Annotated in this window: 14 protein-coding genes (1 of these 14 cut by a window edge); 10 read left to right on the forward strand and 4 right to left on the reverse strand. The window is 73.7% G+C overall.

All coding sequences use genetic code 11. The features are described from left to right. The 4 genes from ACIRB7_RS22200 to ACIRB7_RS22215 form a co-directional block, all read left to right on the forward strand. Nucleotides 1-4361, forward strand: partial view of a non-ribosomal peptide synthase/polyketide synthase gene (locus ACIRB7_RS22200; protein ID WP_403601286.1) — the end only. Its footprint begins 16288 nt before the window's first position; 4361 of the gene's 20649 nt are visible here — the last part of the coding sequence; its start codon lies off the left edge, out of view; the stop codon is at nucleotides 4359-4361. After that, complete coding sequence (locus ACIRB7_RS22205) at nucleotides 4361-11848, forward strand: amino acid adenylation domain-containing protein (protein ID WP_403601289.1); 7488 nt, start codon at nucleotides 4361-4363, stop codon at nucleotides 11846-11848. The genes ACIRB7_RS22200 and ACIRB7_RS22205 overlap by 1 nt, the downstream gene beginning before the upstream one ends. A gap of 77 nt (nucleotides 11849-11925) precedes the next feature. Beyond that, on the forward strand, nucleotides 11926-12150 hold the full coding sequence (locus ACIRB7_RS22210; protein ID WP_403601293.1) for an MbtH family protein: 225 nt from the start codon (nucleotides 11926-11928) through the stop codon (nucleotides 12148-12150). Between the two features lie 95 nt (nucleotides 12151-12245). Continuing rightward, nucleotides 12246-13058 (forward strand): alpha/beta fold hydrolase, encoded by an 813-nt coding sequence (locus ACIRB7_RS22215; RefSeq protein WP_403601296.1) that lies wholly within the window; start codon nucleotides 12246-12248, stop codon nucleotides 13056-13058. A gap of 108 nt (nucleotides 13059-13166) precedes the next feature. Here ACIRB7_RS22215 and ACIRB7_RS22220 read toward each other — a convergent pair whose 3' ends face one another. Further along, on the reverse strand, nucleotides 13167-15590 hold the full coding sequence (locus ACIRB7_RS22220; RefSeq protein WP_403601299.1) for an MMPL family transporter: 2424 nt from the start codon (nucleotides 15588-15590) through the stop codon (nucleotides 13167-13169). Nucleotides 15591-15969: 379 nt separating this feature from the next. Between ACIRB7_RS22220 and ACIRB7_RS22225 the strand changes: the two genes are divergently transcribed. Then, nucleotides 15970-16929 carry an ornithine cyclodeaminase family protein gene (locus ACIRB7_RS22225; RefSeq protein ID WP_403601301.1) on the forward strand — a complete coding sequence of 320 codons (960 nt, stop codon included), beginning with the start codon at nucleotides 15970-15972 and terminating at the stop codon, nucleotides 16927-16929. A 123-nt stretch (nucleotides 16930-17052) separates the two neighbouring features. Here ACIRB7_RS22225 and ACIRB7_RS22230 read toward each other — a convergent pair whose 3' ends face one another. The 3 genes from ACIRB7_RS22230 to ACIRB7_RS22240 all read right to left on the reverse strand — a co-directional run bounded on the left by ACIRB7_RS22230 (nucleotide 17053) and on the right by ACIRB7_RS22240 (nucleotide 19666). After that, on the reverse strand, nucleotides 17053-17697 hold the full coding sequence (locus ACIRB7_RS22230; protein ID WP_403601303.1) for a response regulator: 645 nt from the start codon (nucleotides 17695-17697) through the stop codon (nucleotides 17053-17055). Further along, nucleotides 17688-18914 (reverse strand): sensor histidine kinase, encoded by a 1227-nt coding sequence (locus ACIRB7_RS22235; protein WP_403601306.1) that lies wholly within the window; start codon nucleotides 18912-18914, stop codon nucleotides 17688-17690. The genes ACIRB7_RS22230 and ACIRB7_RS22235 overlap by 10 nt, the downstream gene beginning before the upstream one ends. A gap of 92 nt (nucleotides 18915-19006) precedes the next feature. Continuing rightward, complete coding sequence (locus ACIRB7_RS22240) at nucleotides 19007-19666, reverse strand: DedA family protein (RefSeq protein ID WP_403601307.1); 660 nt, start codon at nucleotides 19664-19666, stop codon at nucleotides 19007-19009. Between the two features lie 612 nt (nucleotides 19667-20278). On the opposite strand from ACIRB7_RS22240, the gene ACIRB7_RS22245 reads away from it, so the two are divergent. From ACIRB7_RS22245 to ACIRB7_RS22265, 5 genes are all read left to right on the forward strand, one after another. After that, on the forward strand, nucleotides 20279-21973 hold the full coding sequence (locus ACIRB7_RS22245; RefSeq protein WP_403601309.1) for an acyl-CoA dehydrogenase family protein: 1695 nt from the start codon (nucleotides 20279-20281) through the stop codon (nucleotides 21971-21973). Nucleotides 21974-22131: 158 nt separating this feature from the next. Then, a complete protein-coding gene (locus ACIRB7_RS22250) occupies nucleotides 22132-23865 on the forward strand; it encodes an acyl-CoA dehydrogenase family protein (protein WP_403601312.1) in 1734 nt (577 codons plus the stop codon). After that, on the forward strand, nucleotides 23862-24275 hold the full coding sequence (locus ACIRB7_RS22255) for an acyl carrier protein (protein WP_403601314.1): 414 nt from the start codon (nucleotides 23862-23864) through the stop codon (nucleotides 24273-24275). The genes ACIRB7_RS22250 and ACIRB7_RS22255 overlap by 4 nt, the downstream gene beginning before the upstream one ends. After that, nucleotides 24272-25654 (forward strand): condensation domain-containing protein, encoded by a 1383-nt coding sequence (locus tag ACIRB7_RS22260; RefSeq protein WP_403601317.1) that lies wholly within the window; start codon nucleotides 24272-24274, stop codon nucleotides 25652-25654. The genes ACIRB7_RS22255 and ACIRB7_RS22260 overlap by 4 nt, the downstream gene beginning before the upstream one ends. Next, nucleotides 25651-26325 (forward strand): 4'-phosphopantetheinyl transferase, encoded by a 675-nt coding sequence (locus tag ACIRB7_RS22265; protein ID WP_403601320.1) that lies wholly within the window; start codon nucleotides 25651-25653, stop codon nucleotides 26323-26325. The genes ACIRB7_RS22260 and ACIRB7_RS22265 overlap by 4 nt, the downstream gene beginning before the upstream one ends. Nucleotides 26326-26420 lie beyond the last annotated feature (95 nt).

Consider the following 26420-nt stretch of genomic DNA (forward strand, 5'->3'; position numbering starts at 1 on the left):
CGGCGGCCTACTCGGCCCGTGTTCTGAGCGGTACGGCCCCGGTGTGGGAGCCGCTGCCGGTGCAGTACGCGGACTACAGCCTGTGGCAGCGTGAACTCCTCGGTTCGGAGGAGGACGCGGACAGCGAGGTCTCGCGGCAGCTGGCGTACTGGAAGGAGACCCTGACGGGTCTTCCCGAGGAGCTGGTGCTCCCCTTCGACCGGCCTCGGCCGGCGACCGCCTCGTACGAGGGCGACCGGGTCACCTTCACCTTCCCCGAGGGGCTCCACGAGCGCCTCACGGGAGTCGCCCGCGAGCACCGCGCCAGCCTCTTCATGGTCCTCCAGGCGGGTCTGGCGACGCTGCTGAGCAGGTTGGGCGCGGGCGAGGACATCCCCCTCGGCACCCCGATCGCGGGCCGTACCGACGACGCCCTCGACGACCTCGTCGGCTTCTTCGTCAACACCCTCGTCCTGCGGACCGACACCTCCGGCGATCCGACGTTCGCCGAGCTGATCGCGCGTGTACGGACACGGAACCTGGAGGCGTACGCCCATCAGGACCTGCCGTTCGAGCGGCTCGTGGAGGTGGTGAACCCCGAGCGGTCCCTGGCCCGGCACCCCCTCTTCCAGACCATGCTCAGCTTCGACAACGGCGCCCGCGGAAGCGCCGGCACCGCACTTGCCGGGCCCGCCGGACTCACCGTCGGCGGACGCCAGGTCGGCGCCCCCTCCGCCAAGTTCGACCTGTCCTTCGAGATCGTCGAGCACACCCCGGAGACGGCCGGCACCGCCCCCGCCCTGAGCTGCGCCCTGGACTTCAGCACCGAGCTGTTCGACCGGGACACCGCACAGGGCATCGCCGACCGCTTCGTCCGCGTCCTCGCCGCGCTCGCCGCCGACCCCGGCTCCCGGGCCGGTGACGTGGAGATCCTCGACGAGGCCGAGCGGCGCCGGATCCTCGTCGACGGGAACGCCACGGACGTCGACCACCGCGACCGCACACCGGTGCACGTGCTCTTCGCCGAGCAGGCCGCCGCCCGGCCCGACGCCGTCGCCGTCACCTGGTCCGGCGGCACGCTCACCTACCGTGAGCTCGACGAGCGGTCCAACCGGCTCGCCCACCACCTGACCGGCCGGGGAGTCGGTGCCGAGACCCGGGTGGCGGTGCTCCAGGAGCGTTCGCCGGAGCTGGTCGTCTCGACGCTCGCCGTTCTCAAGGCGGGCGGCGTGTACGTACCGATCGACCCGAACCAGCCCGCGTCCCGCTCCGAGTTCATCCTGCGCGACACCGGAGCGGCGGCCCTGCTCACCGACCGGGAGCCGGGGGAAATCGGGTTCGCCGTCGGCGTGGACGTCCCGGTCCTGCGCGTCGGACCCGGCACCGGAGCCGCACCCACCGGCCCCGGCGCGGACGGCACGCCCGGAAGCGGAAGCCGCAGCGGCCTCGGGATCGACCTCTCCGCCGAGCCCGCCGACGACCCCGGGGTCGCCACGGACGCCGAGCAGCTCGCGTACGTCATGTACACCTCGGGCTCCACCGGCACCCCGAAGGGCGTCGGCAACACCCATCACAACGTCGTCCACCTGGCCGCCGACCGCTACTGGCGCGGGGGCAACCACGAGCGGGTCCTGATGCACTCGCCGTACGCCTTCGACGCCTCGACCTTCGAGATCTGGACCCCGCTCCTCACCGGAGGCGCGATCGTCGTCGCACCGGCCGGCCGGCTCGACGCCGGGGACCTCGCGACGGCCATCGCCGACGGCGGGGTGACCGGACTCTTCGTCAGCGCCGGACTCTTCCGGGTCCTCGCCGAGGAGCGGCCCGAGTGCTTCCGGGGCGTACGCGAGATCTGGGCCGGCGGTGACGTCGTCTCCCCGGCGGCGGTCCGGCGGGTCCTGGAGACCTGCCCGGGCACCGTCGTCGCCAATGAGTACGGCCCCACCGAGACCACCGTCTTCTCCACGGTCAACCAGCTGCGCACGCCGGAGGAGGTGCCCGAGGCGGTCGTGCCGATCGGCCGGCCCCTGTGGAACACCCGGGTGTACGTGCTCGACGCCCGCCTCCGGCCGGTGCCCCCGGGCGTCGCGGGCGAGCTGTACATCGGCGGCGCCGGCGTCGCGCGCGGCTACCTCGGCCGGACCGGCCTCACCGCCCAGCGGTTCGTGGCCGACCCGTTCGCGGGCGGCGGCGAGCGGATGTACCGCACGGGTGACGTCGTACGCCGACTCGGCGACGGACGCCTGGAGTTCCTCGGCCGCGTCGACGACCAGGTCAAGCTCCGCGGCTTCCGCATCGAGCCCGGCGAGGTCGAGGCGGTCCTCACCGGCCGCCCGGAGGTCGCCCAGGCCGCGGTGATCCTGCGCGAGGACCGGCCCGGCGACAAGCGCCTCGTGGCGTACGTCGTCCCGGCGGCCGCCGGGAACCAGGACGCCCTCCTCGCCCCCGTCACACAGGAGGCACCGCCCGTCGACCACGACGACCTGCGGGCCCACGTGGCGGCCGCCCTCCCCGAGTACATGGTCCCGTCGGCGGTCGTCACGCTCGACGCCCTGCCGCTCACCCTGAACGGCAAGCTCGACCGGCGCGCCCTGCCCGCCCCCGCCTACGGCGCGGACCGGGACGGCGCGGACCGGCGCGGCCCCCGCACCGAACGCGAGAAGGCCCTGTGCGCCCTCTTCGCCGACGTGCTCGGCCTCGACGACGCCGGGATCGACGACAGCTTCTTCGACCTCGGCGGCGACAGCATCATGTCGATCCAGCTGGTCAGCCGGGCCCGCCGGGCCGGACTCGAACTGTCCGTACGGGACATCTTCGAGCAGCGGACCGTCGCCGCCCTCGCCGAGGTCGTCACGGAGACCGGCGGCACGCCCGCCGAGGAACCGGGCGCCGGCATCGGAGACGTACCGCTGACGCCGATCATGCACTGGTTCCTCGAACGCGGCGGGCCCTCCGACCAGTACAACCAGTCCCGGCTCGTCCAGGTCCCCGCGGCGCTCACCCACGCGCAGCTGCGCGCCGCCCTCGGCGCGCTCGTCGACCACCACGACGCCCTGCGGGCCCGGCTCTCCCCGGCGCCCGAACGGCGCCTGGAGTTCCGCGCGCCGGGAGCCGTGGACGTGGACGCGGTCCTGCGCCGCGTCGACGCGGCCGGACTCGACGATGCGGCGCAGCGCGAGCTGGTCGGCAGCGAGACCCGGGCCGCCCGCGAGCGGCTGGACCTCGCCACCGGTGACGTCGTCCAGGCGGTCTGGTTCGACCGGGGCCGGGAGCTGCCGGGCCTGCTGCTCCTCCTCGTCCACCACCTGGTCGTCGACGGGGTGTCCTGGCGGATCCTCGTACCGGATCTGGCGGAGGCGTACCGGGAGGTGAGCGGCGGCCGCACCCCGGCCCTCCAGGCCGTCGGCACCTCGTTCCGTCGCTGGTCGCAGCGGCTGACCGAGGAGGCGGCGCGGCCGGCGAGGGCCGCCGAGGCAGGCTGGTGGCAGCAGGTGCTGCGGCCCGGCGACCCCCGGATCGGCGCGCGGGCGCTCGACCCGGAGCGGGACACCTACGGGACGGCGGAGCACCTGACGGTGACGCTGCCCGAGGAGGTGACCGAGCAGCTCCTGACCCGGGTGCCGGCCGCGTTCAAGGCCGAGGTCAACGATGTGCTCCTGGCCGCGTTCGCCCTCGCGTGGGCGCGCTGGCGGGGCACGCCCGCCGCAACGGCCCTGATCGACCTGGAGGGCCACGGACGCGAGGAGGAGCTGGTCGGCGACGCCGACCTGTCCCGTACCGTCGGCTGGTTCACCAGCCTGTACCCGGTGCGGCTCGACCCGGCGACCGCCGATCTGGCGGACGCCTTCGCGGGCGGCCCCGCCGCCGGCGCGGCGCTCAAGCAGATCAAGGAACAGCTGCGCGCCGTCCCCGACAAGGGCATGGGCTACGGCCTGACGCGTCACCTCGACGCGACGACGGCCGCCGGCTTCGCCGGACTGCCCCGGCCCCAGGTCGCCTTCAACTACCTGGGCCGCTTCACGACGGCCGGCACCCGGGACGCGGGCACCGCCGCCGTGCCCGACTGGACCGTGCTCTCGACCGCCGCCGGAGCCGGCGGCACCGACCCGAGGGTGCCGCTCGCGCACCCCCTCGAACTCAACGCCCGTACCAACGACGGGCCCGCCGGGCCCGAACTGTCGGCCACCTGGACCTGGGCGCGGGAGATTCTCGGCCGCACCGAGGTCGGGGAGCTGGCGGACCTGTGGTTCCAGGCCCTGAGGGCGCTGACCGAGCACGTGGAACGCCCCGACGCGGGCGGACTGACCGTCTCGGACGTGTCCCTGAGCCTCCTGAGCCAGGACGAGATCGAATTGCTGGAAGACGAGTGGAGGACCTGGTGATGGCGACGCAGGCGATGACGAAGACGCCCGCGCGGACGAAACCGCAGTCGGGGCTGCAGGACATCCTGCCCCTGGCCCCTCTCCAGGAGGGACTGCTGTTCCACAGCGTGTACGACGAGGCCGCACCGGACGTGTACCTCGTGCAGCAGGCCATCGACCTGGCCGGTGACCTCGACACCGAGGCCCTGCGGGCCGCGTGCCGTGCGCTGCTGCGGCGCCACGGCAACCTGCGGGCCGCCTTCCGGTACGCGGGGCTCCAGCGGCCCGTGCAGATGATCCCGCACGAGGTGCGGCTGCCGTGGGAGGAGGTGGACCTGACCGGTCTCCCCGAGGCCGAGCGGGCGGCGGCCGCGGACCGGGCCGTCGAGGAGGACCGGGCCCGCCGGTTCGACCTCGCCAAGCCCCCGCTGATGCGGTTCACGCTCATCCGGCTCGGCGGCGGACGGCACCGCTTCGTCCTGACGAACCACCACATCCTGCTCGACGGCTGGTCCCGCCCGATGCTGGTGCGCGAACTCCTCGCGCTGTACGCCTCCGGGGGCGACGACAGCGCCCTGCCCCGGATCCGTCCCTTCCGCGACTACCTCCAGTGGCTCGCGGGCCAGGACAAGGGAGCCGCGCTCGACGCCTGGCGCGAGACCCTCGCCGGGCTCGACGGCCCCACCCTCGTCTCCCCGCAGGCCGGGGAGCGGACGCCGGTCGTCCCCGGGCGCCTGGAGACCGAGGTGGACCGGCCCACGTACGAGGCGCTCACCGCCCTCGCCAGGGAGCGGGCCCTCACCCTCAACTCCCTGGTGCAGGGCGCCTGGGCGGTCGTCCTGAGCGGTCTGACCGGCCGCGACGACGTGGTCTTCGGCACCACCGTGTCCGGCCGGCCGCCGGAGATCCCCGGCATCGAGACGATGGTGGGCCTCTTCATCAACACCCTGCCGGTACGGGTCCGGCTGCGGGCCGACGAGCCCCTCGTCGACACCGTGCGGCGGGTCCAGGACGAGCAGACCCGGCTCCAGCCGTACCAGCACACCGGCCTCGCCGAGGTGCAGCGGCTCGCCGGGTCCGGCGAACTCTTCGACACCACCATGGTGTTCGAGAACTACCCGGTCGACATCGGCGCCGAGAACGACCGGCCGGGCGGCATCCGGGGCGTCACCGTCACCGGCAGCCGCAACCGCGACGCCACCCACTACCCGCTCGCCCTGGTCGCCGTCGGGCGCGGCGGACTCCGGCTCCGGCTCGACCACCAGCCCGACCTGATACCGGAGGAGACGGCGCGGTCCGTCATGGACCGGCTGGTGCGCGTGCTGCGCTCCGTCGCCGCGGATCCGGCCCTGCCGCTGGGCCGCCTGGAGCTGCTCTCCGCCGGCGAACAGCGGGCCGTCCTCGACCTCGGCCGGGGCGCGGACACGCCCGTACCGGAGACGAGCCTGCCCCAGGCGTTCCGCGCCCAGGTCCGGCGCACCCCGGACGCCGTCGCCGTACGCTGCGGGACCACGGCCTACGACTACGCGACGCTCGACGTCCGCTCCGACACCCTGGCGCGGCGGCTCGTCGGCCTCGGCGTGACGGCCGAGACACCCGTCGCGCTCCTGATGGAACGCTCCGCCGAACTGGTGGTGGCGGTGCTCGCCGTCCTCAAGGCGGGCGGGACGTACGTACCCCTGCGGCACACCGACCCCGCCGACCGCCTGCGTCAGGTGGCCGACCTCGCCGGAGTCGGTCTTGTCCTGACGGACGGGGAGCACGAGTCGCGCGCGGCGGAACTGGGCGTGGCCCGGCTGACACTGGGGGAGGAGCCGACGGAGGCGGCGGCCCCGGCGCCGCCGGGCACGGCGGAAGTCGCGCCGGGCGCCCCGGCGGCCCTCGTCGCCGAGACGGCGCTTCCCCATGACCTCACGGGCGACCGGCTCGCCTACCTCATGCACACCTCCGGGTCGACCGGCACGCCCAAGGGCGTCGCCGTCAGCCACCGGGCCGTGCTGGAGCTCGCGCACGACCGGTCGTTCGCCGGTGACGCGCACCGGCGGGTCCTCGTCCACTCGCCGCACGCCTTCGACGCCTCCACCTACGAGCTGTGGGTGCCGCTGCTCTCCGGCGGCACCGCCGTCGTCGCCCCGCCCGGGGACCTCGGCACCGCGCGGCTCGGCGAGCTCGTCGACGAGTTCGGGGTGACCGGGCTGTGGCTGACGTCCGGCCTCTTCCAGCTCGTCGCCGACGAGGCCCCCGAGGTGCTCGCCGGCGTGCGCGAGGTGTGGACCGGCGGTGACGTCGTGCCCGCCGCGGCCGTGCGCCGGGTCATGGCCGCCTGCCCGGAGACCTCCGTCGTCGACGGCTACGGCCCCACCGAGACGACGACGTTCGCCGTCCGGCACCGGCTGCCGGCCGGCGGCCCCGTCCCGGCGGCCGTCCCGATCGGCACCCCCCTGGACAACACCCGGCTGCTCGTCCTCGACGCCGGACTGCGTCCCGCCCCGCGGGGCATGGCGGGCGAGCTGTACATCGCCGGAGCGGGCCTCGCCCGCGGCTACTGGCGGCGCCCCGGACTCACCGCGGAACGGTTCGTCGCCGACCCGTACGGCCCGGCGGGCGCACGGATGTACCGGACGGGCGACCTCGTCCGCTGGACCCCCGCCGGCACCCTCGAATACCTCGGGCGCGCCGACGAGCAGGTCAAACTGCGCGGGTTCCGCATCGAGCTGGGCGAGATCGAGGCCGTCCTCGGACGCCATCCCGGTGTCGCCCAGGCCGTCGTCACCGTGCAGGAGCCGCGCCCCGGCGACAAGCGGCTCGTCGCCTGCCTGGTCGCCGAGCGGGGCACCGACCCCACCCCGGCCGAGCTGCGGGCCCATGTCGCCGCGGAACTCCCCGACTACATGGTGCCCGGCGTGTTCCTGACCCTCGACGCGCTGCCCCTGACGGGCAACGGCAAGGTCGACCGGCGGGCCCTGCCGCAGGCGGAGGCCGCGCCGGTGACCGGCGGGACCCGGCGACTCCCGCGCACCCCCCAGGAGGACATCCTGTGCGGGCTGTTCGCGGAGCTCCTCGGCGTGCCCCAGGTCGGCGTCGACGACGACTTCTTCGAGCTCGGCGGCCACTCGCTGCTCGCCACCCGGCTCGCCGGGCGGGTCCGCTCGGTGCTGGGCGCGGAGATCGCCGTACGCCAGCTCTTCGAGAACCCCACCGTGGCCGCCCTGGCCCGCGCCCTGGACACCGCCGGTGCGGCCCGGCCCGCCCTGGAGCCGGCCCGTCCGCGCCCCGAGCGGGTTCCCGCCTCCTTCGCGCAGCGCAGGCTGTGGTTCCTGCACCGGTTCGAGGGGCCGAGCCCCACGTACAACATCCCCTTCGCGATGAAGCTCACCGGCCGGCTCGACCCGGCCGCGCTGCGGGCCGCGCTCGCCGACGTCGCCGAACGCCACGAAGCGCTGCGGACCGTCTTCGCGGAGGACGCCGAGGGCCCGTACCAGATCGTGCGGGACAGCGCCGACGCCCACCCCGAACTGACCCGGGTACCGGGGGTCCTGGCCGCCGACCGGATCGACGCGGAGCTGGCCGCCGCGGCCGCGTACCCCTTCGCGCTCGACCGTGAACTCCCGTTGCGCGCATGGCTGTTCGAGACGGGCTCCGAGGAGCACGTGCTCCTGCTGCTCGTCCACCACATCGCGGGCGACGGCTGGTCCGTCCCGCTGCTCGCCCGCGACCTCGTCACCGCGTACGCCGCCCGGCACGCCGGCGACGCCCCCGGCTGGGCCCCGCTGCCCGTCCAGTACGCCGACTACAGCCTCTGGCAGCGCGCGGCACTCGGCACGGAGGACGAGCCCGACAGCCCGGTCGCCCGCCAACTCGCCCACTGGAAGCGGACCCTGGCCGGGCTCCCCGACGAACTGCCGCTGCCCACGGACCGGCCCAGGCCCACCGTCGCCACGCACCGCGGGGACCGCGTCCTCTACGAGGTCCCCGAGGCGCTGTACGGGAAGGTCCGCGCCCTGGCGCGCTCCGTGCAGGCCAGCCCGTTCATGGTGCTCCAGGCCGCCGTCGCCGCCCTCCTCACCCGGCTCGGCGCCGGCACCGACATCCCGCTCGGCACCCCGATCGCGGGCCGCACCGACGACGCCCTCGACGACCTCGTCGGCTTCTTCGTCAACACCCTCGTGCTGCGCACCGACACCTCGGGCGACCCCACGTTCAAGGAGCTGATCGGCCGCGTCCGCGAAACGGACCTGGCCGCCTACGCCCACCAGGACCTGCCCTTCGAGCGGCTCGTCGAGGCGCTCAACCCCAAGCGGTCCCAGTCCCGGCACCCGCTGTTCCAGACGATGCTCACCTTCAACAACACCGACCGGAGGCCCGGCACGGAAGGGGAGGCGCTCCGGCTCCCCGGTCTCACCGCCGCCGCACTGCCCTCCGCCACCGGCTCGGCCAAGTTCGACCTGCTGCTCTCCTTCGCGGAGCGCCACACGCCCGACGGCACCCCCGACGGACTCGGCGCCGGCCTCGAGTTCAGCACCGACCTGTTCGACCCCGACACCGCGCGCACCCTCGTCGACCGGCTGCTCCGGCTGCTCGACGCGGTGACCGCGGAGCCGCAGCGCCGCCTCGGCGAACTGCCGCTGCTCAGCGCGGCCGAGCGGGATCGGGTGCTCGCCACGGGTGCCGGGCCCGACCGTCCCCTCGCCGAGGACGGCGGGCTCGCGGCGCGCTTCGAGGCCGCCGCCGGACGCGCCCCGGAGGCCGTCGCGGTGGACACGCCCGAGGGCGCGGTCGACTACCGGGAGCTCAACTCCCGGGCCAACCGCCTCGCCCGGCTGATGGCGGCCCGGGGCGTCGGCCCCGAGAGCCTCGTCGCCGTGGCCATGCACCGCTCGGCCGACCTGGTCACCGCGCTGCTCGCCGTCCTCAAGACCGGCGCGGGCTATCTGCCCGTCGACCCCGGCTACCCGGCCGACCGCATCGCGTACATGCTCGCCGACGCCCGCCCGGCGCTCGTCCTCACGACGACCGACCTCGCGGGCCCGGACGGCCTGGGTGAGGCCCTGACGGGCGCACTCCCCGCTCCCGGCCTGACGCCGGACGCAGACTTGTCGGCCGCCCGCGGCCTGACGCCGGACGCCGAACGGTCGGCCGCCCGCGGCTTGACGCCTGACGCCGACGCGCGGGCGCACCCCGCCCCCCGTCGCCCTCTCCTCGTCGACGCCCCCGGCACGCTCGCCGCCCTCGCCCTCCTGGACGACGGCGACCTCGCGCCGGGCGAGCGCGTCGCCGCGCTCGACCCCGCCCACCCGGCGTACGTCATCTACACCTCCGGGTCGACCGGCCGCCCCAAGGGCGTGACCATGCCGGCGGGGGCCCTGCTCAACCTGCTCGACTGGCACGAGCGGGAGATCCCCGGCGGTCCCGGCACCCGGGTCGCCCAGTTCACCGCCGTCAGCTTCGACGTCTCCGTCCAGGAGATGCTGTCCGCGCTCCTCGCCGGCAAGACCCTCGTGGTCTGCCCCGAGGACGTCCGCCGCGACCCGGCCCGGCTGGCCCGCTGGCTCCAGGACCGCCGTGTCCACGAGCTGTACGCCCCCAACCTCGTCCTCGACGCGGTGTGCGAGGCGGCCACCGCGCAGAAGCTGCCGCTGCCGGACCTCACCGACCTGGTCCAGGCCGGCGAGGCCCTCACCCCGCACGGCGCCATCCGGGCGTTCTGCGCGGCCCGGCCCGGCCGCCGGCTGCACAACCACTACGGTCCCGCCGAGACCCATGTCGTCACCGCCGCCCGGCTCCCCGAGGACCCCGCCGACTGGGCACCGGGCGCGCCGCCCATCGGCGGGCCCGTCGACAACACCTCCGTACGACTGCTCGACGGGTGGCTGAACCCGGTGCCCGAGGGCGTCCCCGGCGAGCTGTACATCGCGGGCGCGGCCCTGGCCCGTGGCTACGTCCACCGGCCCGGTCGCACGGCGGAACGGTTCGTCGCCGATCCGCACGGCCCGGCGGGCGCCCGCATGTACCGGACCGGCGACCTCGCCCGCTGGAACCGCGCGGGACAACTCGTCTACCTGGGCCGGGGCGACGCCCAGGTCAAGATCCGCGGGTTCCGCATCGAGCCCGGCGAGGTGGAGGCAGTCCTCGGCACCGCCCCGGGCGTCGCCCAGGCAGCGGTCGTCGTACGGGAGGACCGGCCCGGCGACCGGCGCCTGACCGGCTACGCGGTCCCCGCCGACGGGGCTCGACCGCACCCCTCCGAGCTGCGCGAGCACCTCGCGCGCCGGCTGCCCGAGCACATGGTTCCGGCCGCGTTCGTCCTCCTCGACGCCCTGCCCCTCACCCCGAACGGCAAGCTCGACCGGGCCGCGCTCCCCGCCCCCGACCTGAGCAACGCCACCCGGTCGAGGCCGGCCACCACGCCCGAGGAACACGCCCTGTGCACGCTGTTCGCCGAGGTCCTCGGCGTCGAGGAAGTGGGCGCGGACGACGACTTCTTCGAACTCGGCGGCCACTCCTTCCTCGCCGCCCGGCTCGTCGGCCGGGTCCGCGAGGAACTCGCCACCGATCTGCCGGTCCGGGCCGTCTTCGACACCTCGACCCCCGCCGGTCTGGCCCGGGTCCTGAACGGCGGGGCACCGGGCGCCGAAGGCGAGAACGGCACGGACGGCTCGACCGGCTCGGACGGCTCGGCCGGCGAAGGGGGCGCCGCCGGGGGCCGCCGCGCCACCCGGGGCCTGCTGCCGCTGCGCACCCGGGGCACGGAGGCACCGGTCTTCTTCCTGCACCCGGGCGGCGGCTTCAGCTGGTGCTACGCCGGACTCGTCCGCCATCTCGGCCCCGACGTCCCGGTGTACGGCATCCAGGCCAGCGGCCTCGACGGCTCGGGCGCGCTGCCCGCCTCCATGGACGAGATGACCGAGGACTACCTGGCCCGGATCCGCTCCGTCCAGCCCCATGGGCCCTACCGGCTGGCCGGCTGGTCCTTCGGCGGCCTGGCCGCGCACGCCCTCGCGACCCGGCTGCGGGCCGAGGGGGAGCGGATCGGACTCCTCGCGCTGCTCGACGCCTACCCGCCGGGTGAGGACGCCGTCACCGCCGACCCCGTGGAGCACGAGGTCGTCGCGCACAACCTTCAGGCGATGGGCTTCACCTTCGACATGGCGGAGCTCGTAGCAGACCAGAAAGCCGTTCTGCTGCGTTTCCGTGAGTTCCTGCAGAGCGGAAACCAGAACCTCCGGCATCTGGAGGCCCAGGACATCCTGGCGCTCAAGGACGTGTATGTGAACAATGTCCGCCTCATGCGGCGTTTCAAGCCGGAGTTCTTCGACGGCGACCTCCTCTTCGTCTCCGCCGAGAAGAAGTCGGAGGCGGACAGGTCAAGCCGTCTGAATGTCCACTTGTGGCAACCCCTCACCGGGGGGTCGATGGAGGTCTGCGCTATAGAATCGACCCACGGAAATCTGATGACGGACGCCCGTCACATGGCCCGCATCGGGCGTTTCCTCGCAGAGCGACTGTGACGCGCGAGGGAATTCGAATGGCGCGAAGAATCCCCACGACAGATCCCTGGACACATCCTTCGACAAGGAGCGATCGCATGAGCAGCAACCCCTTCGAGGACCCGGAGGGCACCTACCTCGTCCTCGTCAACGACGAGGGTCAGTACTCCCTGTGGCCGGCGTTCGTCGAGGTGCCGGAGGGGTGGCGCACCGCCCTGGCGGCGACCACGCGTGACGCGGCGCTCGACCACATCAACACCCACTGGACCGACATGCGCCCCGCCAGCCTGGTGCGGGAGATGGAAGGCGCGGACGCCGCCTGACCCCACCGTGTGGCCCGCCCTCCCCACGCCGACCGGCGTCCGGAGGGCGGGCCACACGCTTTTCCGCACAGCCACCCGAGAAGAGGGGAACGAACATGCCTGTCGTGCCGGTCAACGGAATACGTCTGAACTACGAGGACACCGGAGAGGGCGACCCGGTGGTGATGATCCAGGGAACCGGTGCCGGACGCACCGCCTGGCACCTGCACCAGGTGCCCGCGCTCACCGCCGCGGGATTCCGCGTGATCACCTTCGACAACCGCGGAATTCCGCCCACCTCGGAATGCCCCGAGGGCTTCACCGTGCAGGACATGGTCGGCGACGTCGCCGGGCTCGTCGAACGCCTCGCTCTCGGCCCCGCCCGGATCGTCGGCACCTCCATGGGCGCCTTCGTCGCCCAGGAGCTGTCCCTGGCCCGGCCCGACCTGGTCCGGCAGACCGTCCTGATGGCCACGCGCGGCCGGACCGACGCCCTGCGCGCCGCGCTCACGCGCGCGGAGACCGAGCTGCACGACTCCGGGGTGATCCTGCCGGCCCGCTACGCGGCCGTCCTGCGCGCCCTGAAGTTCCTGTCGCCGCGGACCCTCGACGACGAGCGGGAACTCACCGACTGGCTCGACCTGTTCGAGCTGGCCCCGCCCGCGGGCCCCGGCCTGCGGGCGCAGATGGAGGTGAGCCGCCTCGAGAACCGGCTCGCCGCGTACCGGGGGATCCGTGTGCCCTGCCAGGTGATCGCCTTCGCCGACGACCTGGTCACCCCGCCGCATCTGGGCCGGGAGGTCGCGGACGCGATCCCGGGCGCCGTGTTCGAGCTGATCGAGGGCTGCGGGCACTACGGCTACCTGGAGGACCCGGCCGCGGTGAACAAGGCCATGGTGCAGTTCTTCACCGGGCCGACGGCCGGCTGAAACGCCTTCGTCCGGGCCGCGATGAGCGGCCCGGACGGAGAAAAGAGGAGGGAGAGGTGCCCGACGGGGGATTGCGGGCACCTCTCCCTCCTCGTCGGAGGGACCCTCCTACCGCTGGTAGGGGTCGGGTCGGCCGTCGTGGCCCTGCTGCTCCTGCTGCGTCCAGCCCTGCGGCGGGCCGTACGAGCCCTGAGAGCCGTACGTCTGCTGGGGGGTGTACGCCTGGCCGTAACCGGACTCCTGCCCGTAGCCGGACTCCTGGTTGTAGGACGGCCCCTGGCCGTAACCGGAACCCTGGCCGTAGGACGGCCCCTGGCCGTACTGCGTCGCACCCGCCGGTACCGGCTGCGGGAGGCGAAGCTGCCGGGTCTCGTCGGAGCCGGCCGCGTGCTGGCCGCGGCGGGCGGAGTTCAGGTTGCCCGGCCACCAGTTCCACCGGCCGAGGGCCGTCATCAGGGCCGGCAGGACGAAGATGCGGATCACCACGGCGTCCAGCAGGATCGCCGCCGCCAGGCCCACGCCCAGCTGCTTGAACTCCACCATGCTGAGGGTGCCGAAGATCGCGAACACGGCCACCATGACGATCGCCGCACTGGTCACGACGCCGGCGGAGCGGGTGATGCCCTCCCGGACGGCGTCGCGGACGTCTGCCCCGTCGAGGGCGGCCTCCCGGATCCGGCTCACGACGAACACGTGGTAGTCCATCGAGAGTCCGAACAGCACCACGAAGAGGAAGAGCGGGAGCCAGGAGACGACCGCCCCGGAGCTGTGGAAGTCGAGCAGGCCCTCCGCCCAGGTGTTCTGGAAGACCGCGACGAGGACACCGAAGGAGGCGGCCGCCGACAGCAGGTTGAGGAGGATCGCGGAGAGCGCCACGGCGAGAGAGCGAAAGATGATGATCATGGTGGCGAAGGTCAGCAGCAGGATGAAGCCGACCACCCACGGCATCCGGTCCTCCAGGTGGCCGGTGAAGTCGGTCCCCTGGGCGACCTTGCCGCCGACCGCGCCCTCGGCGTCCTGGACGGGTGCGATCGCCTCGGGCACCCAGGCCCGCAGCAGTTCGAGGGACTCCCGTGCCCCGTCGCTCTTCGGTGAGTGAGGGGTGCCGACGGCGACGGTGTGCACGCTCTTGTCGGCCGACGCGCGGATCGTGGGCGTCTGGTCGTGGGCGAACAGCTCCTGACCCTCGGTGCGGCTCAGCAGGGTCTTGAGCGCGGCCTGGACCTCACCGGCCCGCTCGGCGGGGGCCCGGACGGCCACCTGGTGCACGGTGCCCTTGCTGGGGAAGGCGGAGGTCAGCCGGTCCATGGCCTGGACGACCGGGATGTCGCGCGACAGGTCGTCCGAGCCGGGCTGCTTCAGCTTCATGTCGAGGGCCGGCAGGGCGAGGGCGAGCAGCGCGCCGACGGAGACCACGAGGGTGAGCACCGGCCGTACGAGGGCGGGGCGCAGCAGCACGGGCCAGAGCCGGGATTCGTTGGAGCGCATCGTGAGCCGCCACAGCAGCGGCACCTTCGGCCGGTCGACCCAGCGGCCGAGCTTGGCGAGGAGCGCGGGGAGCACGGTCAGCGAGGCCAGGACGGCGACGGACACGACGATGATCGACCCGGTGGCCAGGGAGGCGAAGGTGGCCTCCTGGGCGAGGTAGAGGCCGGCCATGGAGACGATGACGGTGGTGCCGGAGACGACGACCGTGTGCCCGGAGGTCTCGGCGGCGATCTCGATGGCGTCCAGGTGCGAGGCGCCCTTGTGGCGCTCCTCCCGCTCCCGCTTGAGGTAGAAGAGCGAGTAGTCGACGCCGACGGCCATGCCCATGAGCAGGATGACGTTGCTCACCGCGCTGGTCTCGGGCAGGACGTGCGAGGCCAGGGTCGACAGGCCGATCGCGGCGCCGACGCAGGACATGGCGAGCAGGACCGGCACACCGGCGGCGATGACCGCGCCGAAGACGACGAGCAGGATCAGCAGGGTCAGCGGAAGGCTGATCAGCTCGGCCTTCTTGAAGTCCTCGCCCAGGGTCTCGCCGAGCCCCTTGGCGGTGGATCCGGTGCCGACCTGGTCGATCCTGATGCCCTCGTGGGCCTTCTCGGTCGCCGCGCTCGCGTCGAGCAGCGGCTGGACCCGCGTGTCGGCGTTCTCGGTGTCGCCCTTCATGGTCACGGGGAGCAGCAGGGCCTTGCCGTTGGGGGAGGGGAAGGCGGTGCCGACGCTCTCCACCTCGGGCAGGGCCTTCATCTTCCCGGCGAGCTCCTCGGCGGCCTTCCGCCCGGTGGCGAGGTCGAGCTTCCCGCCGTCCGCGGCGCTGATGAGGACGTTCTCCTCGGGCTTCTCGGTGAAGTGCCCCGAGGCCGTGATCCGGCCGGCCCGGCCGGACTCGCCGACTCCCGACTCCTCGTCGCTGATCTTGTTCGTGCCGGCGGCTCCGCCCAAGAAGAGACACAGCGCGACGAAGACCACCCACAGGCCGATGGCGGACCACGGATGCGTGGCGCTCCATCGCGCGATCCGTACCGTTGCCGGTTTCTTTCGCACCTTCTGTTTCCTTCCATTGCTGCGGAAACCGCTGGGGCGGCTGCCGTTGTGATGAGTGGAACGCTAGTCACGGGCGGAGGCCGAGGACACGAGGTAAACCGCCTGGGTAGGCCCAGTTTTCCGCACCCTCAGCCCTGCGGGTTCCCGTAACGAGGGCCCTGCGGTTTCCCGTAAAACTCTGAACAAAAATCTTGACCTGAGTAAAAGCAGGCGGCTAGCTTCATTTTCCGATTCACCCTTCGGGGCCGCACGGCAAATCGAGTCCGGCGGCAGGAAAATGCCATCTCGTGGCGTTAGTCAAGGGGAAATAATGGAAACTGTTGTCCTCACGCGGCAGCATATTGCCAAGATCGTCAATGAAAAGGGATTCGACGATTTCATGGACCGGATGATCGCCCGCCTGGGCGAGGCCTTCCGGGAGGGCGGTTTCGGGGGAGTCACCCCGGCCCGCGACGGGTTCGTGCGAGGCCCGGGGGACACGGCCATCCTGGAGTGGATGCCGCATCACCGGCCCGGTGAGTCGATCACCATCAAGACCGTGGGCTACACGCCGTCCAATCCGACGGAGTTCCGGCTGCCCACGATCATCGGGACCATGACCCGGTACGACGACATCACGGGCCGGCTGCTCGCGGTCTGCGACGGCATCCTGCCGACGGCGATCCGCACCGGCGCCGCCTCCGCGATCGCCAGCGGGCTCCTCGCCCGCCCGGACAGCCGGGTCCTCGGACTCGTCGGAGCGGGTGCGCAGGCGGTGACCCAGGCGCACGCGCTGAGCCGGGTGTTCCCGCTGGAGCGGATCGTCGTCCACGACATCGACCCGGCGCACGCGGAGTCCTTCGCCGAGCGGGTGGAGTTCCTCGGGCTCGACGTGAAGGTGGGCTCGGTCGCCGACGTCGAGGCCGAGGCGGACATCATCTGCACGGTCACGTCGGTGGCGGTCGGCGACGGCCCGGTGCTGCTCGGCGAGAACCTTCGCCCGCACGTGCACATCAACGCCATCGGCGCCGACCTCATAGGCAAGTTCGAGGTGCCGCGGCGCGTGCTGAAGTCGGCGTTCGTCACGGCGGACCACCGGGGCCAGGCCCTGCGCGAGGGCGAGGCCCAGCAGCTGGTGGAGTCCGACCTCGGACCGGACCTCATGGAGCTGTGCGCGCGACCGGAGCTCGCGGCGGAGCACCGGGACGGCATCACCGTCTTCGACTCCACCGGGTTCGCGCTCGAGGACCACGTGGCCTTCGACGTCCTGCTCGAACTCGCCGCCGAGGCGGGCCTGGGGGACCACCTCCAGATCGAGCAGCTGCCGGAGGACGCGCTCAACCCCTACGCCTTCGCGTAGGCGTGCCGCGGGCCGTCCCCACCGCCGCCATCGGCGGGGACGGCCCGTTCCGCACCGGCGACCGGGCTACGACTCCGGGCGACGGAGCACCCGGCCCACGACTCCGGCGACGGAGCACCCGGCCTACGACTCCAGGTAGCGGAGCACGGCCAGGATCCGCCGGCTGTAGCCGGTCGTGTGGGACAGCTCCAGCTTGTCGAAGACGGTGTTGAGGTTCTTCTCCACCGAGCTCAGCGAGATGTGCAGCTTCTGCGCGATGGCCGTGTTCGTGTGGCCCTGTGCCAGCGCCTCCAGGACCGTGCGCTCCCGGGGCGTGAGGCGTGCCAGCGGGTCGCCGTGCGTGGTCCGGATGACCAGTTGCCGTACGACCTCCGGGTCGATCGCCGCCCCGCCGGCGTGGATCCGCTCCAGGGCGTCGAGGAACTCCTCGACCTGCGCCACCCGGTCCTTGAGGAGGTAGCCGACCCGCTCGGCGTTGGACGCGAGCAGCTGGGCCGCGTAGTTGCGCTCGATGTGCTGCGACAGGACGAGCACGCTGACCTCGGGGAAGCGCTCCCGGATCTCGACGGCCGCCCGCAGCCCCTCGTCCGTGTGCGTCGGGGGCATCCGGATGTCGACGACGACGATGTCGGGCCGCTGCTCCTCGACCTCCTTGAGCAGGGTCACCGCGTCCCCCAGCGCCGCCAGGACCTCGTGGCCCTCCTCGACGAGCAGCCTGACCAGGCCCTCGCGCAGCAGGGTCGAGTCCTCGGCCAGGATTACGCGCATGGAAGCTCCGCGGTGATGGTGGTCGGTCCCCCGAGGGGGCTGTGGATGTGCAGGACGCCGTCGAGCGCGGCCACCCGGCTGCGCAGCCCCGTGAGACCGCTGCCGGTCTCGTTCGCGCCGCCCGTGCCGTCGTCCTCGACCCGTACGGTGAGCCGCGGCCCGTCGAGCGTCACCGCCACGGAGATCGCCGAGGCGGCGGAGTGTTTCGCCGCGTTCGTCACGGCCTCCGACACCACGAAGTAGGCGGCGGTCTCGACCGGCCGGGGCAGCGGGGCGCCGACGTCGAAGCGGGTCCGCAGCGGAATGCTGCACCGCTCGGCGACCCCGCCGATCGCCTCTTCGAGCCCGAGGCTGTCGAGCGCCGACGGGTACACCCGCCAGGCGACCTCGCGGAGTTCGGTCAGGACGCCCTGGGACTCCTCGTGCGCCTGGAGCAGCAGCGCGTCGGCCTGCTCGGGGTTGCGGCCCCGGCGTGCCCGGCCGATCAGCATGGCGAGGGCGACCAGGCGCTGCTGGACCCCGTCGTGCAGATCGCGCTCGATGCGCCGCCGTTCGGCGTCCACGGCCTCGACGACCGCCGCCCGGCTGGTGGCGAGTTCGTCGATACGGCGCTGGAGCAGTTCCCGCTCGGAGGGGCCGAAACACTCGCGGGCGGTACGGGTGTCGAGGGCGGCCAGCGAGTACAGGCCCTGGACGTTGAGGAAGAGCAGCACGCTGCCGAGGAGGACCTGGGTGAGCAGCTCGTCCCAGCCGAGGGTGCCCCGGACCGCTCCGTTGACCAGGAGGCCGGCCAGGGCGGCGCCGAAGACCAGCAGTCCGATGACGAATCCGCAGAGCAGACCGGTGTAGCTGCGGATCGCGAGGTAGCGGAGGATCTTCTGGTCGGAGGCCTTGTAGTGCTCCGGGAAGAGGTCGCCGTAGAAGGCGGACCGGCGGACCCGTTCGAGGCCGACCAGGCGCCGGGCGCCGGCCATCAGGATCTCCAGGGCGCCTGGCCGGGTGCGCGGCCACAGCAGGAACGGGCCGAGGGACACGCCGACGACGAGGAAGTAGAGGGCGCCGACCAGAGCGGTCGCGCAGCCGACGAGGGTCCCCAGGCCGCGTCGCGGCCAGGACGGGGTGGTCGTACGGGTGACGGTCTCGTCCTCACCGGAGCCGTTCCCGCCGGGCTCGGCCGGCGGTCGGTCGGACGCGGTGCTTGCTAAATCCCCTTGCACGGGGCCCGAGACTAGTGCGCCCGTACGGCCCGGGCAAGATCGCCCGGGCCGTACGGGGAGCGCGGTCCTGCTGTGCGGCTGGGTGTCGGGAGTCATGAGGTGCGTCGGTGGGTCTGGCCGCGGCTGCGCAGCCGGACCGCCACGTAGGCCGCGATGGCGACGACGACGAGGACCAGGACGGCCTTCGACAGGACACCGACGTAGGTTTCCACGACGTCCCACTGGTCGCCCAGCCAGTAGCCGGCCATCACCAGGATGGTGTTCCAGATGAGGCTGCCGAGGGTGGTGAGCATGATGAACAGGGGCATCGGCATCCGCTCGACCCCGGCGGGTACCGAGATCAGGCTCCGGAAGATCGGCACCATCCTGCCGAGGAAGACGGCCTTGGTGCCGTGCTTGGCGAACCACTCCTCGGTCCTGACCAGGTCCGAGGCCTTCACCAGGGGCAGCTTCCCCCAGATCGCGTGCATCCGCTCGCGGCCGAAGAGCACTCCGATGTAGTAGAGCGCCACCGCGCCGACCACCGAGCCGAGCGTCGTCCAGAACAGCGCCGAGGCCAGGCTCAGTACGCCCTGACCGGCGGCGAAGCCGGTCAGCGGCAGGATGATCTCGCTGGGCAGCGGCGGGAAGAGGTTCTCCAGGGCGATGGCCAGACCGGCTCCGGGGCCGCCCATCGTGTCGACGAGGTCCGCGGCCCAGCCGGCGACGCCGTCCGCGGGCTCCTTGGCGAGTGCCATGGTCGTGAGGTTCATGAGGGACTCCAAGCTGGCGGGGACGGTGGGGCGGGGGCCCCGTTCTTCTTCCTCCACGCTAGAAATCGCTGACCGGCGCCGGTATGAGGGTTGCCGCCCACCCCGGTGGTGTTCTCCGCACTTCCCACCCTGCGGAAAACCGCAGGGTCGGGGTGCGGGGGCCCCGCCGGAGGTCCCCGCCGAGGTCCCCGCCGGAGGTCCCGTCGGTCGGCGGTCTCAAGGACGGTCCGACGGCCGCGCCGGCGGCCGACCACAGCCCGTGCCGACGGCCGCGCTGACCCGTTCCTGCCAGGTCCCCGGGAATCCCTGTTCCTTCCCGCGGGGCCGGGTCTACGTTGAATCCCGTTCGAGCCGCACACGGCCCGCACGCCGGATCACCACCGCAGTACGTCTCGAAGTGCCCCGGATCCCCGCCGGGCGCGGACGACACCGGAGCCCGCCCTGGCCACCACCCCCCGAACGGCGACGACGGTCAAACCCCCCCGACCGCCGTCGTCCCGACCGCCGGGGTCTTCGCCGCAGCGCCGCCCGCGCACCCCCACAGCGGCGAAGACCCCGGACGTCCCCCTTCCACAGCGGCCCGGCAGGCCCACGACTCCCGGGGAACCCACCGTGTCCCATGTCTCCCTCACCGCGTTCGACACCCTCCTGGACGGCTCCGACCAGGCGTTCGGGCCGTTCGGCGCCGCCGTCAACGCCGAGCTCGACCGGCGGGAGGACTTCCCCGCGGAGGCCTGCGCCGCGCTCGACGCCCTGGGCCTGCCCGCCCACTACGTCGACGTCCGGCACGGCGGCCGGCTGCGCGACATGCCCGAACTGGTCGGCCTCCAGCGGGCCGTGGCCCGCCGGGACCTCACCGTCGCCGTCGCCCACGGCAAGACCTTCCTCGGCGCGGCCCCCGTCTGGCTCGCGGGCCGCCCCGACCAGGCCACCCGGCTCGCCGAGTCCGTCCGGCACGGCGCCGTCGTCTCCTGGGCGCTGACCGAACGCGACCACGGCGGGGACCTCCTCGCGGGCGAGCTCACCGCCCGGCCCGTCTCCGGCGGCTGGCGTCTCGACGGCGAGAAGTGGCTGATCAACAACGCCGGGAGGAGCCGGTACGTCTGCCTCCTCGCCCGCACGCGGGACGGCGGCGGGCCCCGTGGCTTCAGCGTGTTCCTCGTCGACAAGTCCCGTCTGGCGCCGGGCTCGTACCGGATTCTGCCCAAGGTCCGGACCCACGGCATCAGGGGCGCCGACATCAGCGGCATCGCCTTCGACGGGGCGGTCATCGACGACGACGCCCTCGTCGGCGAGGCCGGCACCGGTCTCGACACCGTCCTGCGGACGCTCCAGCTCACCCGCATCCTGTGCACGGCGCTCTCCCTCGGCGCCCTCGACCACGCGCTCGACGTCGCCGTCCCCTACGCCCGGGGCCGCAACCTCTACGGACGCGACCTCGCGACGCTGCCCCGGGTGCGCCGCACCCTGGGCGAGGCCGCGGCCGCGCTCGACGTGGCCGAGACCGTGGTCGACGTCGCCGCCCGCTCCATCCACACCCTCACCCCGGAACTCGCCCTGGTGTCCGCCGTCACCAAGGCCCTCGTGCCGAACCTCGTCCAGGACACCCTGGACCGGATCACCGAACTCCTGGGTGTACGGGGCTTCCTGAGCGAGGGATACCTGGACGGCTCGTTCGCCAAGCTGGAGCGGGACCACCGGATCGTGGCGGTGTTCGACGGCAGCACCGCCGTCACCCGCAACCTGACCGCCGACCACTTCCCCTCCCTGGCCCGGGCCTGGCGGACGGGTCGCGCGGACCGGGCGGCACTCCCCGCCACCCTCACCGGACCACTGCCGCCCTTCACTCCCGAGCGGCTACGACTCCTCTCCGGCGGCAGCACCCTCGTCGAACTCCTCCCGGAGGCCGCGGGCACGGTCCGCCGGGCCGCCCGACAGGGGCTGCTCCCCAGGGAGACGGCCAGGATGGCCGCGGACCTGGAAGCGGTGACCCGGTCGGCGCACCGGAGCATGGAGTCCCTCGACCGCACCCCGAGAGACGTCCCCCAGACAGCCTTCGACCTGGCCGAACGGTACGAACTGTGCTTCGCGGGAGCGGCGGTGCTGCACCGCTGGACGTCGGGCCCGCGCACCGCCGAGGACGGCCTCCGCCTCCGCGCGGGACTCGCCCTGGTCCTCACCCGCCTCGGCGTCCCCTGCGACGAACGCCGCTCGGAGGCCCACGACCGGCTGGCCGACGGCCTCCTGGGCCAGGCCCACCACTCGCCGACACTGCCGTCACCGCGACCCCAGGGGAGCGCACGATGAGCCCGACGCGGCCCCCAGGAGCCGCGCCCGGCACCCCGGCACGACCGGCTCCCGCTCCTGCCGTCCCTCCGGCTCCCGCTGTCCCTCCCGCTCCTGCCGTCCCTCCGGCTCTCGCTCACTCTCCCGCGCCCGCTGTCCCCGCCCCCTCCGTTCAGCCCGTGCCCGCCCGGCTCCGCGCCCTTGAGCGGCTCCTCGGCGATCCCGGCGACCCCACGAATCCCGTCGGCCGGCACGCCGTCCTCGACGCGGACGAGCGCGGCGAGATGCTGGCCGCCGGCGAGGACGCCCTCCACGCGTACGGCCTGCACGCCGAGTTCGTGCCCGCCGAGCTCGGCGGGCGGCTCACCCGGCTCGACCACCTCGTCGACGTCATGCGGGCCGTCTACCGCCGCGACCCCTGCCTCGGACTCGGCCACGGCGCCGCCTCCTTCATCGCCGCCGTCAACATCTGGACCGCCGGAGACGCCGAACAGCGCGCGGACGCGGCCCGGGTGCTCTGCCGCGGCGGGCGGATAGCCGTCGGCTACCACGAGCTCGCCCACGGCAACGACATGGCCCGCACCGAGTTCACCGCCCTGCCCCGGGGTGACCGGCTCGTCCTCGACGGGCGCAAGGAGGTCATCACCAACGCCCGGCGCGCCGACGCCCTCGTCCTCCTCGCCCGCACCTCCACCGCCCCCGGCAGCCGCAGCCACTCCCAGGTCCTCGTCCCCGTGGCGGACGTTCCCGAGGGCCGCCTGACCCATCTGCCCCGGTACCGCACCACGGGAATGCGCGGGGTCCAGCTCGGCGGCTTGTGGTTCGACTCCTGCCCGCTGCCGGCCACGAGCGTCCTGGGCGGCACGCCGGGCCGCGGCCTGGAGACCGCGCTGCGGTCCTTCCAGATCACCCGCACCACCCTCGTGTCCATGTCCGTCGGCATCGTCGACACCGCCCTGGACACGGCGCTGCGCCATGTACGGAGCCGCCGGCTCTACGGCCGGACGGCGGCCGACCTCCCCCATGTGCGGTCCGTCCTCACGGGCGTGTACGTCGACCTCCTCACCGCCGACTGCTTCGCGACGGTCGCGACCCGGGCCCTGCACCTGCTGCCGGGCGAGACCGCGATCCACGCGCAGGCCGTGAAGTACGTGGTCTCCGGGATCCTCATGGATGCCATGAACCGGCTCTCGGGAGTCCTCGGCGCCCACTTCTACCTGCGGGAAGGCCCCAACGCCCTGTTTCAGAAGCTGCTGCGGGACATCCAGCCCGTCGGCTTCGGGCACGCCGCCCGCGCGGCCTGCCAGACCTCGCTGCTGCCCCAACTGCCGCTGCTCGCACGCCGGGCCTGGCGCGAGTACCGGACACCGCCGGCGGCGCTGTTCGCGGCGGGGGAGGAGCTGCCGCCGCTGGATCCCGGGGCGCTCGCGCTCAGTGCCGGCGGGCGCGAGAGCCTCAGCACCTCGATCGCGGCCGGGCTGGGCGACCTGCCGGACGGCGGAGGACCCGCGTACGGCCTGCTGCGCGCCCACGCGGAGCGCTTCGCGCGCGAACCGGCCCGCCTCGCCGAGGCCTGCGCCGCGCTCGATCCCGGTGAGCTGTCGGTGGCGGCGAGCCCGTACGCGTACGACCTGACGAGCAGGTACACGACGCTCCTGACGGCCGCCGCGTGCGTCGGGACCTGGTCGTGGGCCCGCCGCGCGGGTACCCCCGAACTCTCGGAACCGGACTGGGCGGCGGCGGCGCTCCACCGCCTGAGCACGCCGCGGGGCGTGGCACCGCGTGCCCTGCCGCGTCCGCTGGAGGACGCGCTGTGGGAGCGGCTCGTCGAGCGCCACCGGACCGGCGGCGGGTACACGCTCCTGCCGCGCGCCCCTCATCACCCCGCCGACGCAGAAGGAAGTACGCCGTGAGCCCCACCTGGAACGACACCTCGAGCCACACCCGTGACGTCGCCGTGAGCGACACCCGTGACGACGCCGAGTACCGCACCGAGCCGGAGACGGCGGCCACCCGGGCCTGGCTGGCCGGGCGGCTGGCCGAACACCTCGGCATGTCCCCGGCGGACCTGTCCTTGGACACCCCGCTCAGCGAGTACGGCCTGGACTCGGTCTACGCCCTCTCCGTGGCGGCGGACCTGGAGGACCGGCTGGGCGTCCTGGTCGACCCGACGGTCCTCTGGGACAACCCGACCCTGAACGCCCTGTGCGAGGCGGTCGAGCGATCCGCCGCGCCCGCGACTCCTCCTCCCGCGACTCCTCCGCCGGCGGGTCCGGCCGTGTCCGCCGTCGAGGCGCCCGGCGCCCGCGTGGCCGTCCGGTGACCGGCGCGACGACACCCGCGGCGCCGACCACGACGGCCGGTGGCCCCGCGGCCGTGCCGACCCTGGCCCGGGGGCGACCCCAGCCCCTGGCCGCCGCGCAGCTCGGGATCTGGGAGAGCCTGCGGCACGCGCCCGAGGCCCCGCTCCACGAGTGCGGCGTCGCGCTCACGCTCACCGGCGCGCTCGACCCGCTCGCCCTGCTCCGGGCCGTCACGCGCGCGCTCGACGAGTCGGAGACCCTCCGTACCCGCTTCCACCCGACGCCGGACGGGCCGCGCCGTACCCCGGGTCCGGTGCCCGCTCCGGCCCTCACGGTCACCGACCTCCGTCGCGCGCCGGACCCCGGGGCGGCGGCCGACGCGCGGATGCGGGCCGCCCTGGCCACGGCGACCGACCTCGCCCGGCAGGACCCGTGCGCGCACGAGCTGTTCCTGCTCGGTACGGACCGGGCGGTGCTGTTCCTCCGCTACCACCACATCGCCCTCGACGGTTTCGGCCAGTACCTGTACCTGCGACGGCTCGCCGAGCTGTACGAGGCCTTCGAGAACGGCCGGACCCCGCCGGTCACCGCCGCCGTACCCCTCGCCCGGCTCGCCGCCGACGAGGCGGCCTATCGGCGTTCGCCGCAGCACGCGGAGGACGCCGCCTACTGGCGCGCCCAGTACGCCCGACCGCTGCCGCCGCCCCGTGCCGGCGACCAGGGCGCGCCGCCCGGGCCCGCCGTGTCGGACACCGTCGTCCTCGACGCCCACCGGCTGTCCGACCTCCTCGGCGAGGGGCCCGCGCCCTTCGGCCGCGAGGCGGCCACCCTGATCGCCGCCACCGCACTGTGGCGGTACGACCGGCACGGCCGTACCGACCTGGTCGTCAACCTGCCCGTGACGGGACGCCGTTCACGTGCCGAGCTCGACACACCCGCCCAGCTCGCCAACGAACTGCCCCTCCGGCTCACCGTCGACCCCGCGGCGGGGTTCACCGATCTCGTACGGCACACCGCGACGAAGGTCCGCGAGGCCCTGCGCCACCAGCGTCACCGGGGCGCCCTGCCGCCCCGTACGGCCGGAGCGCCGACCGCGCCGCAGGTCAACGTCATGACCTTCGGCGCCCTTCCGGGCTTCGGCTCGTGCCGGGTGACCTGCCGCCAGTGGCCGGTGGGGTTGGTCGCCGACATCGACCTCAACGTGTACCGGGAGCCGTCCCCGGCCGGGGACGGCGACGCCGCCCCCGGCGGCCTCCCGGCGCCCGGGCTCCGTCTCGAATTCCGCGCGAACTCCCATCGGTACGGCCCCGACGACGTCTCCCGTCACCGGCGGCGGTTCCTCGAACTCCTCGGCGCCGCCGGCGGCCGGCCCGACCTCCCCCTGGCCAGGCTCCTGTGATCGGAACTCTTCTGCCGCCCCCGGTGTCCGTGGCCGAGAGCTTCGGAGACCCGCCCGGACTGACCCTCCTCGGCCCGGAGCGCGAGGCGGTCCGCACCGCCGCGCCCAAGCGGCGGACCGAGTTCACCACCGCCCGCTGGTGCGCCCGCCGCGCGCTCGCGGGCCTCGGCATGCCGCCCGTCCCCATTCCACGGGGGCGGCGCGGCGCGCCCGTGTGGCCGCCCGGCATCGTCGGCAGCATGACCCACCACGACGGCTACCGCGCCGCCGCCGTCGCACGGCGGGCCGACGCCCACTCCCTCGGCATCGACGCCGAACCCCATCTGCCCCTGCCCGACGGAGTCCTGGAGCTCATCGCCCTGCCGACCGAGCTGCGCAGGATCGCCGAGCTGTCCGCCCGTCACCCTCTCGTCCGGTGGGACCGGCTGCTGTTCAGCATGAAGGAGTCGGTCTACAAGGCCTGGTTCCCGCTGACGGACCGATGGCTCGGGCACGAGGACGCCGACATCGCCATGGATCCCGCCGGAAGCTTCACCGCACGCCTCTTCGCCTCCCATCCCAGGGTCCCTCCCGAGGGGTTCACGGGACGCTGGACGGTGGACCGGGGGCTCGTCGTCACCTCCGTCCTGGTGCCTCCGTACCCGACGGCGTCGGGAGGAGAGCCGAGGTGAGCGGCCCGGACAAGTAGGGAAACCCGTATGAGATCTTCATGCGCGCGGTGTGTTCACTGACCTGTCCCGCCGGCGCCGGTCCGCCGATACTTGCA

Origin of the sequence: Streptomyces sp. NPDC093795 (genome assembly GCF_044764665.1) — a bacterium.
Classification (GTDB): Bacteria; Actinomycetota; Actinomycetes; order Streptomycetales; family Streptomycetaceae; genus Streptomyces.

Excerpts from the sequence above, each read along its gene's own strand:
- ACIRB7_RS22215 (WP_403601296.1), top strand. The coding sequence starts at position 12,246 with ATGCCTGTCGTGCCGGTCAACGGAATACGTCTGAACTACGAGGACACC.
- ACIRB7_RS22240 (WP_403601307.1), bottom strand. The coding sequence starts at position 19,666 with ATGAACCTCACGACCATGGCACTCGCCAAGGAGCCCGCGGACGGCGTC.
- ACIRB7_RS22225 (WP_403601301.1), top strand. The coding sequence starts at position 15,970 with ATGGACCGGATGATCGCCCGCCTGGGCGAGGCCTTCCGGGAGGGCGGT.
- ACIRB7_RS22210 (WP_403601293.1), top strand. The coding sequence starts at position 11,926 with ATGAGCAGCAACCCCTTCGAGGACCCGGAGGGCACCTACCTCGTCCTC.
- ACIRB7_RS22230 (WP_403601303.1), bottom strand. The coding sequence starts at position 17,697 with ATGCGCGTAATCCTGGCCGAGGACTCGACCCTGCTGCGCGAGGGCCTG.
- ACIRB7_RS22205 (WP_403601289.1), top strand. The coding sequence starts at position 4,361 with ATGGCGACGCAGGCGATGACGAAGACGCCCGCGCGGACGAAACCGCAG.